The organism is Rhodococcus sp. P3_B8, from assembly GCF_056402775.1.
In genome coordinates, this window is record NZ_JBFUGT010000001.1 from 18,760 (window position 1) to 34,595 (window position 15,836).

Genomic DNA, 15,836 nt, shown 5'->3' on the forward strand with positions numbered 1-15,836 from the left:
CAAACGACCGTACTCGGACAAGATGGTCACATGAATCTTCTCGGCGAAGTCAGGGGCTGGCGCAGCGGTTCGCGGAAGCATCACCGCCTGCGGGACCTCGACGGCACCCTCGTCGTGATCACCGGCGGCGGCAGCGGGATCGGCCGCGAGACGGCGCTGGCGTTCGCGTCCGAGGGTGCCGTCGTGGTGGTCGCCGACCGCGATCTCGAATCCGCGCAGCAGACCTCCGATCTCATCAACTCCGCCCAGATGAAGGGCGGTGGTGCGGTGGCCATCTTCGGGGGCGGCTCCCACGCGTATCAGGTGGACGTCGCGGTGGAGGACGAGGTGCAACTCTTCGCGGAGAAGGTGCAGGCCGAGCACGGCACCCCCGACATCGTGGTCAACAACGCCGGGATCGGATACTCGGGCACGTTCACGAAGACCCCGCAGAAGGATTTCGAGCGGGTGATGGACGTGAATTTCTGGGGTGTCGTCTACGGCTCTCGCGTGTTCTCCCAGCAGATGATCGACCGCGGAACCGGTGGGCACATCGTCAACCTGTCGTCCGCCGCGGCGTTCACGCCGCAGAAGCGGCTCACCGCGTACGCGACGAGCAAGGCCGCGGTGTTCATGCTGTCGGACTGTCTCCGTGCGGAATTGGTGAACCACGGCATCGGCGTCAGCGCCATCTGTCCCGGACTGGTCCACACCAACATCGTCAAGGCCACCGACTTCGCCGGCGTCACACCGGAGGAGCAGGCGAAGATGCGGGACCGCGCCGACAAGCTCTACCGCAGACGCGGTTTCACCCCGGACCGGGTGGCGACGCAGATCGTGAGGGCCGTCAAGCACAACAAGGCCGTCGTCCCCGTCACGCCCGAGGCCAAGTTCGGGCGGGTGCTGAGCCGCCTGGCCCCGGGCAGCATGCGGCTCGGCGCCCGCTTCGACCTCGGCTGATCCGAACCGTCAGGGGGTGGGGGCCTGCATCCGGCCGGTGTAGGCGTCCATGCTGTGGTAGACACCGAGCCGGTCGGCCAGACGGTCCCAGGCACGTACGGGCAGGACGGCTTTCGCCACTCGCGACAGATACAGCGACCGCGGCAGCATCAGCAGCGGCTTCCCCTGTTTCATCGCCCTCCACGACCGGGCCGTGACGTCCTCCGGGCTGAGGATCGGAGCGAACAGGGGATTCTTCACACCATCGAACATGCCGGTGGAGATGTAGCTCGGACACACGGTGGTGACCTTGACGTGCCCGTGACCCGCCTGGACCAGTTCGAGTCGCAGCGAATCGCTCCAGCCCAGGACAGCCCACTTCGACGCCGCGTAGACGGCCATCCTCGGTGTCGCCACGGTCCCGGCGGCCGAGGCGATGTTCACGATGCGGCAGTCCCGGCCGCGATCCTCGATCATGGCGGGCAGGAACTCGTTGGTGACGTACATCGGTGCAAGCGTGTTGACGTCCATCACGAATTTCGTGTCCGACTCGTGGTCGTGATCCCAGAAGTACTTGCCGCGCACCACGCCGGCGTTGTTGACGAGCACGTCGGGACGACCGTACGCACCCCGCACCTCGGCGGCCGCCGTGCGGACGGAGTCGAGGTCGGCGACGTCGACGACGTGTGCGCTGACGGTGCACCCCGATTCGCGCAGTTCCTGCGCCGTGCGTTCGAGCGCGTCGGCGTCGATGTCCCACAACACCACCGTGCCCGCGTGGTCGGCGGCGGCGAGGCGGGCGAACAGACGCCCCATCCCCATTGCCGCCCCGGTGATCAGGACCGTCTTGCCCGCTGCCGAGAATTCCACGTCATGTTCTCCTTCGGTCGACACCGGCCGGGTCGGCGGGCTCGTGGTAGAGGGTTTCGATCCGGTCCTTCAACGTCACCTGTGCGCGCCGCAGTGCCTGCCACACCACCGGTGCGGCCACACCGCCGAGCAGTTGTCCGGCCGGTCTGCCGGGTCGGTGGTAGCGGAAGTCGACGGTGAGCCCCGTTTCGTCCGGGCTGAGCGCGTCGAACGTCCAGACCGATCCGTGCACGCCGTGATCGGCCTCGACGACGAGCCGGCGACCCGGATCCGACGCGACGACCCGGGCGCGGGACGGCAGCGTGATCGCAGCGACCACGGTGTCCGGATCACCGAGGTACTCGAAAGCCATCGCGGGCGGAACGACGATCACCGTGGTGCTGCGTACGCCGATCGGCGAACACCCGGGGCTGCGGGGGCCGGACAGGCAGAGCTGAATGGACAAGACGGGTATCCCAACGTGTCGACGTCCGAGGCGGAGAGTGTGTGGTACATCGATGTACCGCATAATGCCGACGGTATACGGAAACGCAGCAACAGGGAAGACTACGATTCGATTCGATGACGAAACCCCAGCAAGACGCCGGTGACGGGCGCGCTGCCCGGTGGCGCGGCCAACGCGAGAAGCGGCGCTCGGAGTTCGTCGAACGGGCACTCGTCGCCATCGACGAAGAAGGCCCCGACGTGTCGGTCGCGACGATGGCCGTCTACGCCGAGGTCGCGCGAACCCGCATCTACCGGCACTTCGACGACAGCACCGACCTCAAGAACGCCGTCGCCCGGCGGGTCGCGGCGATGATGCTCCTCGAATACGCGCCCGTGATCACCGTCGACGGCGCACCGCACGCCATCCTCACCCGCGCGGCCCGCACCCACCTCGACTGGGTGACCGAACACGCCAACCTGTACCGCTACCTGATGTCGTTCTCCCCCGCCGCCGGAGAGGTGCGGCGGGCCATCAGCACCGCTGTCTCCGACATGCTCCACCCCTACCTGGACGCCCTCGGTGCCCCCACCACCGCGGCACCACTGGCCAACGCGCTGATCGGGATGGTCGAGTCGGTGTCCGCCGAGTGGATCGACCGACCGGGCGGCACCGACGTCGGCGCGTTGACCGAACAGCTGGCCGCGTGGGCGTGGGCGCTGGTCGACACCACGATGCGCAGCCGCGGCGCGGTCCTCGACCCGGACAGTCCCCTACCGGCGCCCGACGACCTCCGCACGTGAGTGGGAAAGCGTGCCGGAACACACTTTCCCACTCACGTGCGGGACCAGCGGGTCAGGTACTCCCGCTCGGTGGCGGTGATGCGGCGTAGCCGCTGGGCATCGACATCCGCCACGGCCATCTGAGTGGTGGCGGTGACGGCGGGCGGATCGGTGATCGGGGTACGCGCACCCCGCACCTCGTAACCGATCGTGAAGTCGACCGCCCGGTGTTTCGCGATCCACATCGTGATTCGCAGGGGACTGTCGGAGTGCCGCAACTGTCCCCGGTACTTCACGTGGATGTCGGCGATGAATGCGCTCGTGATGAGCGACGAGTTCTCACTGCCCGCGCTGAGCAGCCAATCGATCCGGGCCTCCTCGAGCAACGTCACCATCCGCGCATGGTTGATGTGCTGGAAGGCGTCCATGTCGGACCACCGGACGGTCACGAAGGCGTCGTAGCCGACGACGGCGGCAGGGGTGTCAGTCACGTCGGACATCATCCCCTGCCGCCGTCGGCCGAACTCACGCGATGTCGCGCAACCAGTTCCTCAGCCACGCCGTGGCGGGCGTGCCCGACCCGTCGACGGCGTAGCGGGTGTAGTCCTGGTGAGCCTGCGACTTGTAGAACTGCTCCAGCTCGTCGATGCGCTTCTCGTTGGACTGCTCGTCCAGCTGAGCCATCAGGGCCGGCACACCGCCGACGGCGAGGATGTCGTTCCAGATCGCGAGCGCTTCCTGCTGGTAGCGGCCGAACAGCGTCGGCGTCGGATCCGACGTCTGCGCGAGGAATCCGGCGAGCCTGGTCACGAAGTCTTCCTTCGGCGTGGAGCAGTACAGGTCGCCGTACGCGCAGAAGGTCCGCGTGTTCTGGCTGACCCAGCCGAACCCGCCGATGCGGGGACCACCGGCGCCGCTGCCGGCGACAGGAGGTCCGACGAGGGCGTCGGTCGGCGACCGCCGCGGATCGGAGACGAGTCCGACGGCCGCGATCTTGTCGGCGGGGACGACACCGAGTCCGGTGCCGATCTCCGCAGCGAGATCACCTGCGGCGTCGGCGCCCTGGCTGTAACCGATGATCGACAGCTTGGTGTCGGGGCACTGCTGCGACATCGACGACAGCATGCCCTTGGCATTGCTGACCGCCTGCGCCTTAGAGCGCCCGTACACCTCGGACTCCCACGGGAAGGCCGTGGCGGCGTACGTGACGTAGTCGGTGCGGATCGACGACGGCAGACCGTTCGTCACCGCGGACAGCAGACCCGGCGTCGGCCTGACATTGTCCTTGGTGGACGTTTCCCAGGTCCCCGGAATCGCGACCACGTACAGACTCGGGCAGGGGTCCGCGTTCGCTACTGCGCTCGTGCCCACCACACCCGATACCACCGGGATGGCTGCCGCAGCAGCCACTGCGGTCAGAAGTGCAATAACCCGTTTCATTGCCATGGCCTCAACCTGTTCTCCCCTTCGCCGTCCTGCAGACGGGATGCTGCCAGGGCGACGTGACCTAAAGATGCACGATCGGTAAATGAACGTTACCGACCGAACGTGACCCCCGCACGATAAACCGACACCCCGGTAGGAAAACCTACCGGGGTGCGGTTGTACGAGCAGTTACAGCTACCGCTGCGGGGCGGTGGTGGTCTCGATCGGAGACGGCAGCGCCGACTCGCCCTCGAGGTACGCATCGACCGCGGCGGCCGCGGAGCGACCCTCGGCGATGGCCCACACGATCAGCGACTGACCCCGTCCCATGTCGCCGGCCACGAAGACGCCGTCGACGTTGGTGGCCCACTTCGCGGAGCGGGCGACGTTGCCGCGCTCGTTGAGGTCGACGCCGAGATCGGTGAGCAGGCCCGGCTTCTCGGGTCCGACGAAGCCCATCGCCAGCAGCACGAGGTCGGCCTCGAGCTCGAAGTCCGAGCCCTCCACCTTCTCGAAGCGGCCCGACTTCATCTCGACCTCGTGGGCCTTCAGTGCGGTCACCTTGCCGTCGGCACCGACGAACCGTTCCGTGTTCACGGAGAAGAGGCGTTCGCCGCCCTCCTCGTGCGCGGACGCGACCCGGTACATCAGCGGGTACGTCGGCCACGGGGTGTGCTCGGCGCGGGTCTCGGGCGGTCTCGGCATGATCTCGAACTGGTGAACGCTCTCGGCACCCTGACGGTGCGAGGTGCCCAGGCAGTCCGCGCCGGTGTCGCCGCCGCCGATGATGACGACCTTCTTGCCCTCCGCGGTGATGGTCGGCTTCTCCAGGTCGCCGAGCTGCACGCGGTTGGCGATCGGCAGGAACTCCATCGCCTGATGGATGCCGTCCAGCTCGCGGCCGGGGATCGGCAGGTCGCGGGCCTCGGTGGCACCGCCGGCCAGCACCACGGCGTCGAACTGCTCGCGCAGTGCGTCCGCGGTGATGTCGACACCCACGTTGACACCCGTCTTGAAGACGGTGCCCTCGGAATTCATCTGGTCGAGACGGCGGTCGATGTGCCGCTTCTCCATCTTGAACTCGGGGATGCCGTACCGCAGGAGCCCACCGATTCGGTCGGCCCGCTCGAACACGGTGACCATGTGCCCGGCGCGCGTCAGCTGCTGCGCTGCAGCGAGACCCGCGGGACCGGAACCGACGACGGCGACCTTCTTGCCCGTCGAACGCGTCGGGTGCACCGGCTTGACCCAGCCTTCGTCGAAGGCGCGGTCGATGAGCTCGACCTCGACCTGCTTGATGGTGACGGGGTCCTGGTTGATGCCCAGGACGCACGACGCCTCACAGGGTGCGGGGCACAGCCGCCCGGTGAACTCCGGGAAGTTGTTGGTCGCGTGCAGACGCTCGATGCCGTCGTGCCACCGGTCTTTGTACACCAGGTCGTTCCACTCGGGAATCAGGTTCCCCAGCGGACAGCCGTTGTGGCAGAACGGGATACCGCAGTCCATGCACCGGCTGGCCTGAGTCTTCAGGGTGTCCGGCGAGAACTCCTCGTAGACCTCGTTCCAGTCGAGCAGGCGCAACGGCACCGGCCGGCGAACCGGAAGTTCGCGTGACGTGTGCTTCAGGAAGCCGCTTGGATCACCCACGAGCTGCCTCCATCACTRCCTCGTCCACGTTCTTTCCATCCTTCTTCGCGGCCTCGATGGCCAAGAGCACCTTCTTGTAATCGCGGGGCATCACCTTCGCGAAATGGTTGACCTGCTGCGACCAGTCGGACAGGATGCGCGCGGCAACCTCCGAGCCCGTCTCGTCGCGGTGACGCTCGATGGCGGACTTCAGCCAGGTGAAGTCGTCACCCGTCAGGTCCTCGAGATCCACCAGTTCCGTGTTGAGGTTGTCCTCGAACACCTTGTCCGGGTTGTAGACGTACGCGACGCCACCGGACATGCCGGCACCGAAGTTACGTCCCGTCGCACCGAGGATGACGACCTTTCCGCCGGTCATGTACTCGCAACCGTGGTCGCCGACTCCCTCGACCACCGCGGTGGCGCCGGAGTTACGGACCGCGAATCGCTCGCCCACGACACCGCGGAGCAGAGCCTCACCGCTCGTGGCACCGAACAGGATCACGTTGCCGCCGATGATGTTGTCCTCAGCGACGAAACCGGGCGCGGTCTCCAGCGGCGGACGCACCACGAGGCGTCCACCGGACAGGCCCTTGCCGACGAAGTCGTTGGCATCGCCGTGCAGGCGCAGGGTCATGCCCTTGGGGACGAACGCACCGAAGCTGTTACCGGCCGAACCGGTGAACGTGATGTCGATCGTGTTGTCCGGCAGGCCCTCGCCGCCGTACGCCTTCGTCACCTCGTGGCCGAGCATGGTGCCGACCGTGCGGTTGACGTTGGTGATCGGCGACTCGAACGTGACCTTCTGGCCCTTGTCGAGAGCGTTGCGGCTCTGGACGATCAGTTGCTGGTCCAGTGCCTTGTCGAGGCCGTGGTCCTGGGTGCCCGTGCAGTACAGGTCCTGGTCCATGAACGCCGACTCGGTCTCGTGCAGGATCGGCGACAGGTCGAGGTTGCCGGCCTTGCTGCCCTTCCAGTGCTCGAGGGCCTTCGTGGTGTCGAGGACGTCGACCTGTCCGACGGCCTCGTCGAGGGTGCGGAAGCCGAGCTCGGCGAGGAGTTCGCGCACCTCTTCGGCGATGAAGAGGAAGAAGTTCTCCACGAACTCCGGCTTGCCGTTGAACCGCTTGCGCAGAACGGGGTTCTGCGTGGCGACACCGACGGGGCAGGTGTCGAGGTGGCAGACCCGCATCATGATGCAGCCCGACACCACCAGCGGGGCGGTCGCGAAACCGAACTCCTCGCCACCGAGCAGCGCGGCGACCATCACGTCGCGGCCGGTCTTGAGCTGGCCGTCGACCTGCACGACGATGCGGTCGCGCAGACCGTTGAGGAGCAGCGTCTGCTGGGTTTCGGCGAGGCCGAGCTCCCACGGGGCGCCCGCGTGCTTCATCGACGTCAGCGGGGTGGCGCCGGTGCCACCGTCGTGACCGGAGATCAGCACGACGTCCGCGTGTGCCTTGGACACACCCGCGGCGACGGTGCCGACACCGACCTCGGACACCAGCTTCACGTGGATCCGGGCCTGCGGGTTGGCGTTCTTCAGGTCGTGGATCAGCTGCGCGAGATCCTCGATCGAGTAGATGTCGTGGTGCGGCGGCGGCGAGATCAGCCCGACGCCGGGCGTGGAGTGCCGGACCTCGGCCACCCACGGGTACACCTTGTGCGCCGGCAGCTGGCCGCCCTCACCGGGCTTCGCTCCCTGCGCCATCTTGATCTGGATGTCGGTGCAGTTGGTCAGGTAGTGCGACGTGACACCGAAGCGTCCCGACGCGACCTGCTTGATCGCGGACCGCCGCCAGTCGCCGTTCTCGTCCGGGGTGAAGCGGGCCGGGCTCTCGCCGCCCTCACCGGAGTTGGACCGGCCGCCGAGGCGGTTCATGGCGATGGCGAGGGTCTCGTGCGCCTCGGCGGAGATGGAGCCGTAGCTCATCGCACCCGTCGAGAAGCGCTTGACGATCTCGGTGGCGGGCTCGACCTCGTCCAGCGGGACGGGCTCGCGCACGCCCTTCTTGAACTCGAAGAGGCCGCGCAACGCTGCGAGGCGCTCGGACTGGTCGTCGACCAGCTTCGTGTACTCCTTGAACACCTCGTACTGCCCGGTGCGCGTGGAGTGCTGCAGCTTGAACACCGTGTCCGGGTTGAACAGGTGGTACTCGCCCTCACGACGCCACTGGTACTCGCCGCCCACCTCGAGCTCGCGGTGCGCGCGCTCCTCGGGACGGTCCAGGTACGCGTTGGAGTGGCGGACCGCGACGTCGGCGGCGATCTGGTCGAGACCGATGCCGCCGAGGCTGGACTGCAAACCGGTGAAGTACTCGTCGACCAGTTCCTGCGACAGGCCGATGACCTGGAACAGCTGGGCGCCGGTGTAGGACGCGAGGGTGGAGATGCCCATCTTGGACATCACCTTGAGCACACCCTTGCCCGCGGCCTTGATGTAGTTCTGGATGGCCTTGTCGAGGCTGATGCCCTGCAGTTCGTTGTTCTGCACCGCCTCGTCGACGGTCTCGAACGCCATGTACGGGTTGACCGCTGCCGCACCGAAGCCGATGAGGAGCGCCATGTGGTGCACCTCGCGGGCGTCGCCGGCCTCGACGATGAGACCGACCTTGGTGCGGGTCTTCTCACGCACCAGGTGGTGGTGCACGGCCGACGTCAGCAGCAGCGACGGGATGGGCGCGTACGTCTCGTTCGACTCACGGTCGGACAGGACGACGAGGCGCGCACCGCCGGCGATGGCCTCCGACACCTGGTAGCGGACGTCGTCGAGGGCCTTGCGCAGACCCGCGCCGCCCTCGGCAACGGGGTACAGACCGCGGACGATGACGCTGCGGAAGTTCGGGAATTCGCCGTCGTCGTTGACGTGAATGAGCTTCGACAGGTCGTCGTTGTGCAGGATCGGCTGCGGCAGGAAGATCTGCCGGCAGGACTCCGCGGTGGGGTGCAGCAGGTCGTGCTCGGGGCCGATGGTGCCGCCGAGGCTGGTGACGACCTCCTCGCGGATGGCGTCGAGTGGCGGGTTCGTGACCTGCGCGAACAGCTGCGAGAAGTAGTCGAACAGCATCCGCGACCGCGAGGACAGCACGGCGATCGGGGTGTCGGTACCCATGGAGCCGAGCGCCTCGGCACCGGACAGCGCCATCGGCTTGACGAGGAGGTTGACCTCTTCGTTGGTGTACCCGAACATCAGCTGACGCAGCACGACGCGTTCGTGCGACATGTACGTGTACGGGCGGTCCGGCAGGTCGTCCATGTGGGTCAGACCCTGGTCGAGCCACTCCTGGTAGGGGTGCTCGGCGGCCAGTTCCGACTTGATCTCGTCGTCGCTGATGATGCGACCCTCGGCGGTGTCGACGAGGAACATGCGGCCGGGCTGCAGCCGGATCTTCTTCACGACGGTGGCCGGGTCGATCGGTAGGACGCCGACCTCGGAGGCCATGACGACGAGGTCGTCGTCGGTCACCCAGAGGCGCGAGGGGCGCAGGCCGTTGCGGTCCAGGACGGCGCCGATGACGGTGCCGTCGGTGAAGCACACCGACGCCGGTCCGTCCCACGGCTCCATGAGCGACGAGTGGTACTGGTAGAACGCCCGGCGTGCGGGGTCCATGCTCTCGTGCCGTTCCCAGGCTTCCGGGATCATCATCAGCACGGCGTGCGGCAGGCTGCGGCCACCGAGGTGCAGCATCTCGAGCACCTCGTCGAACCGCGCTGTGTCGCTGGCGCCGTTCGTGCAGACCGGGAAGATCTTCTCCAACTGCTCCCGGCCACCGAAGATGTCGCTGTCGATGAGCGCCTCACGGGCACGCATCCAGTTCTCGTTGCCGGTGACGGTGTTGATCTCACCGTTGTGGGCCACGCGCCGGAACGGGTGGGCCAGCGGCCACGACGGGAACGTGTTGGTGGAGAAGCGCGAGTGCACGAGGCCGAGGGCCGACTCGAGTCGCTCGTCCTGCAGGTCCAGGTAGAAACCCTTGAGCTGCGGGGTGGTCAGCATGCCCTTGTAGACGAACGTCTGGCTCGACAGGCTGGGGAAGTACACGGTCTCGCGACCGGGGCCGTCCTTGCCTGCGCCTTCGCTGCCCAGCTCGTGCTCGGTGCGCTTACGGACCACGTAGGCGCGCCGCTCGAGGTCGAGTCCGGTGAGGGCGTCGTTCTCGCTGCCGATGAAGATCTGCCGGAACGTCGGCATGGCGTCGCGGGCCAGGGCGCCGAGCGACGAGTCGTCGGTCGCGACCTCGCGCCAGCCGAGGACCTTCAGGCCCTCGCTCTCGACGATCTTCTCGACGGCGTCGGCTGCGCGCTGCGCGTCGGCCTTGCTCTGCGGCAGGAACGCGATGCCGGTGGCGTACGTGCCTTCCGCGGGCAGCGGGAAGTCGACCACGGCGCGGAAGAACTTGTCCGGGACCTGGAGGAGGATGCCGGCGCCGTCACCCGTGTTGGGTTCGGAGCCCGCGGCACCACGGTGCTCGAGGTTCACCAGCGCGGTGATCGCCTTCTCGACGATGTCCCTGCTGCGGCGGCCCTTCATGTCCACGACGAACGCGACGCCACAGGAATCGTGCTCGTTCGACGGGTGATACAGCCCCTGGGGGCCTGGAAGTTGCTTCATACCTAGCCTTCGTATGCCAAAAGATGCACCGACGACCAGCAGCGCTGATGGCCATCAACTTGCAAAGCAGGTGCCGTCACGACGTGATCGGCACCACCGATCGGCTATCGCCCTTTTGCAGCACGCTGGGTGTGGTCCTCGCACCGGGCGACGTGGCTTTTCGGTCGGGTCGGACTTTCGTGGGTCCAACGTGTAACGAAAACGATAATTCAGAACCCCCGACGAAACACAACTTAGGTTGGCCTATTTACCCTCTGAACTGGGCATTGTCGAGGGCGGACCTCGTCCGACTGCACTGAGTACATGTTAAGTGAGCGCGCTGAGCACCGCTGTAATTCCCGCAGTCGGATCGAAATCGGGATCCGGGACGGTGAGTTGATGAAGGATTACACCGTCCAGGTAGTCGGTGATCACCACTGCGTCGGAAGCCGGGTTCCGCGATCCCACGAGTTCCAGCATGTCCGCGCCCCATTCTACGAGCGCTCGGCGCGCCGACCCGATCTTCGCGTCCAAGCCCGGTGTCACGGACGCCTCCACGAAGAGTGCGTAGCGGGCACTCGTGCGCACGCGGTCCGGACCAGTGGAGAAACTCACAAAGGCGACCAGCGCCGCGACCAGTGCGTCTCTGCTGTCGGGCCGGAGGTGCGCGAACTTCTGCCAGTCCTCCCGGTCACGTTCGACGAGCCGTGTGACGATCCCCTCGAGCAGCGCGCCCCGGCTACGGAAGTAGTTGGACGTGGACCCCTGCGGCATTCCGACCAGCTCGTCGACGCCCCGGTGCGTGAGAGCCCGGACGCCTTTCGTGCCGAGTAGCGCGATGGCGGCGTCGAGCACCTGCTCCCGTTTGTCTGCCATACCCCGACACTACAACGGTAGTAAATTCACTACACCCGTAGTAGCGTGGTGGTCATGACGCACTCCGCAGCAGTCCTCGGCGGCGGCATCGGCGGACTCGCCGTCGCCCGCTACCTGTCCCGCGCCGGCTGGCACGTCAAGGTCTTCGAGCGTGCCGACACCCTGCCCACGTCGGGCACCGCACTCGGCATGTGGCCGCAGGCCCTCGACGCGCTGGACGCGATCGGCGCAGGTGATCGGGTACGCACACTGGGATCACCCCAGCACCGCGGTTCGCTCCTGCGCCCCGACGGATCCGTGATCGGCACCATCGACAACCGCAACCGCACCGCCTACCTGCTGTCGCGGCCCGCCCTGCTGGCCACACTGGCCGAGGCCCTGCCCGACGACATGATCTCGTTCGGCACACCGGCACCCGCCCTCGACGCGCTGACGGACCACGACGTCGTGATCGGTGCGGACGGTCTGCGCAGCCTGACCCGCCGACAACTGTTCGGCGAGAAGTTCGAGCCACGGTACGTAGGCGCGACCGCCTGGCGCGGGTGGGTGCCCGGACATCGCGACACCGTCAGCGAAACCTGGGACACGGACGCACTTTTCGGCATCACTCCGCGCGACGGCGATCTCGTCAACTGGTTCGCGTGCGTCCGCACCGACGCCGGCCACCCCGGCGGCCTCGACTACCTCCGGTCACGGTTCGGGAATTGGCACGCCGATGTCCGGGCAGTACTGGATGCCGCCACCCCCGACGCGATGCTCCACCACGACCTGTACGAGTCGCCCGCGCTGCCGTCGTACGTGTCGGGCAACGCGGCCCTGCTCGGCGACGCGGCCCACGCGATGGCGCCGAACCTCGGCCGGGGCGCCTGCGAGGCCCTCGTCGACGCCGTCGCGCTCGGCCGATTCCTCACCGCCGACACCGACATTCACACCGCACTGCGCCGGTACGACCGCGCACGGCGGCCAGCGACGCGGCGGCTGGTGCGTGGATCGCGCGCCATGTCCTCCGTCGCGATGACCGGCCGTCTTCGTCCGCTGCGCGATCTGTCGGTGAAACTGGCCGCGGGCCTGGCCTGACCGGAATGTGGGGGCGCGGGAACGGTTGCCCGTCTGGTACTTTGCCGCGGTAGGGGGACGAGAAAGAACCGGGGGCGGTCATGGGGGCGGTGGACGACGGCTGCGGCAGTGTGCCGGCAGCACGGACGTATCTCATCGGGGAAACAACACATCCACCTGGTCGGTGGACGCATTCTGCTGTGCTCGCTTCCCTCTTTCGGTGCCTCTGAACTGCACCGCTCTTGCGTTTGCTTCGTCAGCACCAGTCCGTTCGATCACCATGTCCGTTCGACTTCAGGAGTCAAAGACTTGAGAATCCGCATGCACGCTCTGGCAGCCGCTGTTTCGGTGTCCGCCGCAGCACTGCTCGGCGCCGCGACGGCGCACGCCGCTCCGACCACCCCGCCGTCCACGTCGCAGCCGGGCGTCACCGACCCCTCGGCCGCGCCCACCACGTCGCAGCCCGGCGTGACGGTCCCGACGACGCCGCCCACCACGTCCCAGCCGGGCGTCACCGACCCGGCGGCTCCGGCCGCGACGACGCCCGCTCCCCCGCAGGCTCCGCTGGCGGTGCCGGGTGCCGAGACGGTCGTGCCTACTGCTCCCGACCTGGCAGCGCCCGCCGCCGAGGGTGTCGTGGACGAGGCACCGGCCGCCCAGCCGGCGACCGTGTGGATCGACCCCGACGACATGCCGAAGGCACATCAGGCACCGGTCGCCCCCGTAGTTCCGGTGCCGAAGCCGGTCGTCGAGGTGAACGCGGCCGTCGACACACTGGTCGGCGCGGTGCCCGTGGCCGTCAACGGACGCCAGTACGGCAACCCCGAGGGATACGTCGGCACCGTCGGCTGGCGCGTCGGCGACGCCACCGGCACCGCGGGCATCGCCGTCGACCCGTCCTCGCCGACGGCAGCCACCGTCTCCGCGTTCTCGGCCGATTCCCACGCGGAGCACCCCACCAATTGGTCTGCGCCCGTCGACGTCACCCCCGTCGCCGCCGCGATCACGGATGCGGCCCACCGGTACCCGGCATTCGGGGAGCTGGTTCGGACGATCGCGTCCCTCCCCGCACCGCAACTGCCGCAGCTGCAGTCGACCGACAGCGGTCCGGCCACCACCACGATCGGCGGCGTGAACGTGCGCAGCCAGGCGACGCTGCACGTGTGATCCGATTCCCTCGCGCGAAGCCCGCCCGGGGTCGGCTCCGCGCGAGGGAATGAGGTGTGGAGGATTCAACTGTGACCGAACCGCCGAACAGGGCACCCCTCGACCGCTTCTCGCACTGGTTCCCGCCGTTCGCGTCGGCCCCGGCACCGGGGTCGACGGCTCCCGCCGCGGAACCCGAGCAGCAACCCCCGGCTCCGACGTGGCTGACCGCGGGCGACGAGCCCGATCCCGCACCACCTGTTCGCGGTAATCAGAGGCTCGTGGTCGCCGGCGTCGCCGCCGCGGTGATCGCCGTCGTCGCCGGTGTGGTCGCCGTGTTCGCCTCGACGTCCGGTGATGCGAGCGGAACTCCCGTCGCCGCTACCGATTCCGGCTGGTGCGTCGAATCCCGCGACGGCGCGACGGTTGTCGGCAACGGTCCCGGCGGGACGTCCGACGGCGTCGCCGCGATCCTGGCCTTCGACCATGCGTACTACGTCGCACGCAGTGGCACGAAGGCCCGCGAGGTGGTCGCCCCCGACGCGCCGCTGGGGTCCGCCGAGTCCATCCAGGGCGGCATCGACTCGGTTGCCGAGGGCACCGAGCACTGCCTCGCCATCACCGAAACCGAACCCGGCCGCTACGCGGTGACGCTGTCGGAACTGCGTCCGGACGGGTCGACGAAGAAGTACGAGCAGGTCGTGACCACCGCCGGCCGCGACGGTCGCACGTACATCACATCCATTGGAGACGCGAAGTGACCGACCAACTGCTGCACCCACTTCCGGTGTCGACCCTCGTCCTCGGGGCCTGCGGAGGAGCCGGCGCAACCACGACGGCGCTGGGGCTCGCCAACACCGCGGCAGCTCGCGGCGGCGCGGTCGTGGCCGTCGACGCGACACCCGCGGGCGGCGACGTCGCCGAACGTGGCGCCGACGCTGCGCTCTCCGTGAGCGGCCTCGAGCAACTGGTGGCCGCCGGCCCCGTCGCGGACGACGTGTTCGACGGGTACTGCTCCCGCACGAGTGCCGGGACCCGCATCCTGAACCGCCTGGGGGACCAGACCGCGTCGGACGGCGAATTCCACACTCTCACAGGGTTACTGCGCGCTCGCGGAGTGAGTGCCGTCCACGACCTGGGTCACCGGTTGCGCGCCGCATACCTCGCGCCGCTGCTGGCCACCCCGTCACCGATCGTTCTCGTCGTGCCGTGCCGGGCGGACGCGTTCAACCGCCTGCGCTCCGCGTTGCAGTCGATCGGTGACACGCTCGGCGAACCCGGGCTCGCCCGCACCGTCGTCACCGTGTCGAATCAGGACGCCACCGGCTGGCAGGTGGACGTCGACCTTCTCCGCGAGTACTTGGGCGGACAGGTGTGGGGCGTCGAGACCATCCCCTACGACGAACATCTGGGCATGGGAATCGTCATCGATCACAGCCGGCTGGCATCGGACACCCGGGCCGCGTACGAGCGGGTGTCCGCGGCGGCGTCGGCCGTGGCCGAAGGTCGTCCGGAACGGGTCTGAGCGAGGCACTTACCCACATCCGCCCACGGTTTAGTCAGCTGCACCCGCAATTGCAGCGCGTTTGACCAATCGGTGTGCAAACGCGAAGGCCCGCGCCCCCTCACGCCTCCAGCAACCCCTTCAACCTCTGCAGGTCGGCGGTGACGGCTGCTGCGTCCTGCGCGAATTCTTCGGCGGTGACGCCGTCGCGTCGCCGGATGGTGAAGACGACTTCGCTGTGGTCGCCATCGGGGATGACGCGCACGGGGTTGTAGACGGTGTCGCCGCTGGGGAGGGTGACGTCGTGGTCGAGGACGCCGTAGTCGTTGGCGGGTGCGAAGGTCACGGCGACCTGTCCCATCGGGGAGTCCGCGAGCCAACGGTCGCCGTCCCGGGTGATGTTGGTGCTCAGGCCGGCCGCCCAGGCGGGGAGGTTGGCGGGGTCGCTCGCGTAGGCGTACACGTCGGCGGCGGTCCGAGCGATGAACACACTCACATGAGTTGATTCGGTGGTCATGACTCCCAGCATCCCCGCTCCACGGCACAGGTGATTGAAGAAATCGGACTCCGGTGCTCGATGTCCGAAACCTTCAATGCGGGTCAGTCTGAGGTCGTTAG

The 15,836-nt window shown here is 67.8% G+C and carries 14 protein-coding genes; 6 read left to right on the plus strand and 8 right to left on the minus strand.

The window, feature by feature from the left end:
- The first annotated feature begins 30 nt into the window (after positions 1 to 30).
- Positions 31 to 939 carry an SDR family NAD(P)-dependent oxidoreductase gene (locus AC1D1G_RS00105; RefSeq protein ID WP_280783117.1) on the plus strand — a complete coding sequence of 303 codons (909 nt, stop codon included), beginning with the start codon at positions 31 to 33 and terminating at the stop codon, positions 937 to 939.
- A gap of 9 nt (positions 940 to 948) precedes the next feature.
- Here AC1D1G_RS00105 and AC1D1G_RS00110 read toward each other — a convergent pair whose 3' ends face one another.
- Positions 949 to 1,788 carry an SDR family oxidoreductase gene (locus AC1D1G_RS00110; protein WP_477950427.1) on the minus strand — a complete coding sequence of 280 codons (840 nt, stop codon included), beginning with the start codon at positions 1,786 to 1,788 and terminating at the stop codon, positions 949 to 951.
- Position 1,789: 1 nt separating this feature from the next.
- Positions 1,790 to 2,233, minus strand: coding sequence for an SRPBCC family protein (locus AC1D1G_RS00115; RefSeq protein WP_477950429.1), 444 nt, complete (start codon positions 2,231 to 2,233; stop codon positions 1,790 to 1,792).
- 116 nt (positions 2,234 to 2,349) lie between these two features.
- Here AC1D1G_RS00115 and AC1D1G_RS00120 point away from each other — a divergent pair, with 116 nt between their 5' ends.
- Entirely contained in the window at positions 2,350 to 3,015 is a 666-nt protein-coding gene (locus tag AC1D1G_RS00120) for a TetR/AcrR family transcriptional regulator (protein ID WP_477950431.1), read from the plus strand.
- A gap of 32 nt (positions 3,016 to 3,047) precedes the next feature.
- On the opposite strand, the gene AC1D1G_RS00125 is transcribed toward AC1D1G_RS00120, so the two are convergent.
- The 5 genes from AC1D1G_RS00125 to AC1D1G_RS00145 all read right to left on the minus strand — a co-directional run bounded on the left by AC1D1G_RS00125 (position 3,048) and on the right by AC1D1G_RS00145 (position 11,512).
- Positions 3,048 to 3,497 (minus strand): acyl-CoA thioesterase, encoded by a 450-nt coding sequence (locus AC1D1G_RS00125; protein ID WP_477950433.1) that lies wholly within the window; start codon positions 3,495 to 3,497, stop codon positions 3,048 to 3,050.
- 22 nt (positions 3,498 to 3,519) lie between these two features.
- Positions 3,520 to 4,434, minus strand: coding sequence for a cutinase family protein (locus tag AC1D1G_RS00130; RefSeq protein WP_283334739.1), 915 nt, complete (start codon positions 4,432 to 4,434; stop codon positions 3,520 to 3,522).
- Positions 4,435 to 4,614: 180 nt separating this feature from the next.
- Positions 4,615 to 6,066, minus strand: a complete 1,452-nt coding sequence (locus AC1D1G_RS00135; protein WP_061040728.1) for a glutamate synthase subunit beta — start codon at positions 6,064 to 6,066, stop codon at positions 4,615 to 4,617.
- On the minus strand, positions 6,059 to 10,657 hold the full coding sequence (gene gltB / locus AC1D1G_RS00140) for a glutamate synthase large subunit (protein WP_477950435.1): 4,599 nt from the start codon (positions 10,655 to 10,657) through the stop codon (positions 6,059 to 6,061). The genes AC1D1G_RS00135 and gltB overlap by 8 nt, the downstream gene beginning before the upstream one ends.
- A 306-nt stretch (positions 10,658 to 10,963) precedes the next feature.
- Positions 10,964 to 11,512 (minus strand): TetR/AcrR family transcriptional regulator, encoded by a 549-nt coding sequence (locus AC1D1G_RS00145; protein WP_283334716.1) that lies wholly within the window; start codon positions 11,510 to 11,512, stop codon positions 10,964 to 10,966.
- A gap of 54 nt (positions 11,513 to 11,566) precedes the next feature.
- On the opposite strand from AC1D1G_RS00145, the gene AC1D1G_RS00150 reads away from it, so the two are divergent.
- The 4 genes from AC1D1G_RS00150 to AC1D1G_RS00165 all read left to right on the plus strand — a co-directional run bounded on the left by AC1D1G_RS00150 (position 11,567) and on the right by AC1D1G_RS00165 (position 15,239).
- Positions 11,567 to 12,589 carry an FAD-dependent oxidoreductase gene (locus tag AC1D1G_RS00150; protein WP_477950437.1) on the plus strand — a complete coding sequence of 341 codons (1,023 nt, stop codon included), beginning with the start codon at positions 11,567 to 11,569 and terminating at the stop codon, positions 12,587 to 12,589.
- A gap of 300 nt (positions 12,590 to 12,889) precedes the next feature.
- The gene (locus tag AC1D1G_RS00155; RefSeq protein WP_283354758.1) at positions 12,890 to 13,735 is read left to right on the plus strand and encodes a glycoprotein; all 846 of its coding nucleotides are present in this window, start codon (positions 12,890 to 12,892) and stop codon (positions 13,733 to 13,735) included.
- Between the two features lie 71 nt (positions 13,736 to 13,806).
- A complete protein-coding gene (locus tag AC1D1G_RS00160) occupies positions 13,807 to 14,475 on the plus strand; it encodes a DUF8176 domain-containing protein (protein WP_283334713.1) in 669 nt (222 codons plus the stop codon).
- Positions 14,472 to 15,239 carry a hypothetical protein gene (locus AC1D1G_RS00165; protein ID WP_477950440.1) on the plus strand — a complete coding sequence of 256 codons (768 nt, stop codon included), beginning with the start codon at positions 14,472 to 14,474 and terminating at the stop codon, positions 15,237 to 15,239. The genes AC1D1G_RS00160 and AC1D1G_RS00165 overlap by 4 nt, the downstream gene beginning before the upstream one ends.
- Before the next feature lie 100 nt (positions 15,240 to 15,339).
- On the opposite strand, the gene AC1D1G_RS00170 is transcribed toward AC1D1G_RS00165, so the two are convergent.
- Entirely contained in the window at positions 15,340 to 15,735 is a 396-nt protein-coding gene (locus AC1D1G_RS00170) for an SRPBCC family protein (protein ID WP_198602106.1), read from the minus strand.
- Positions 15,736 to 15,836 lie beyond the last annotated feature (101 nt).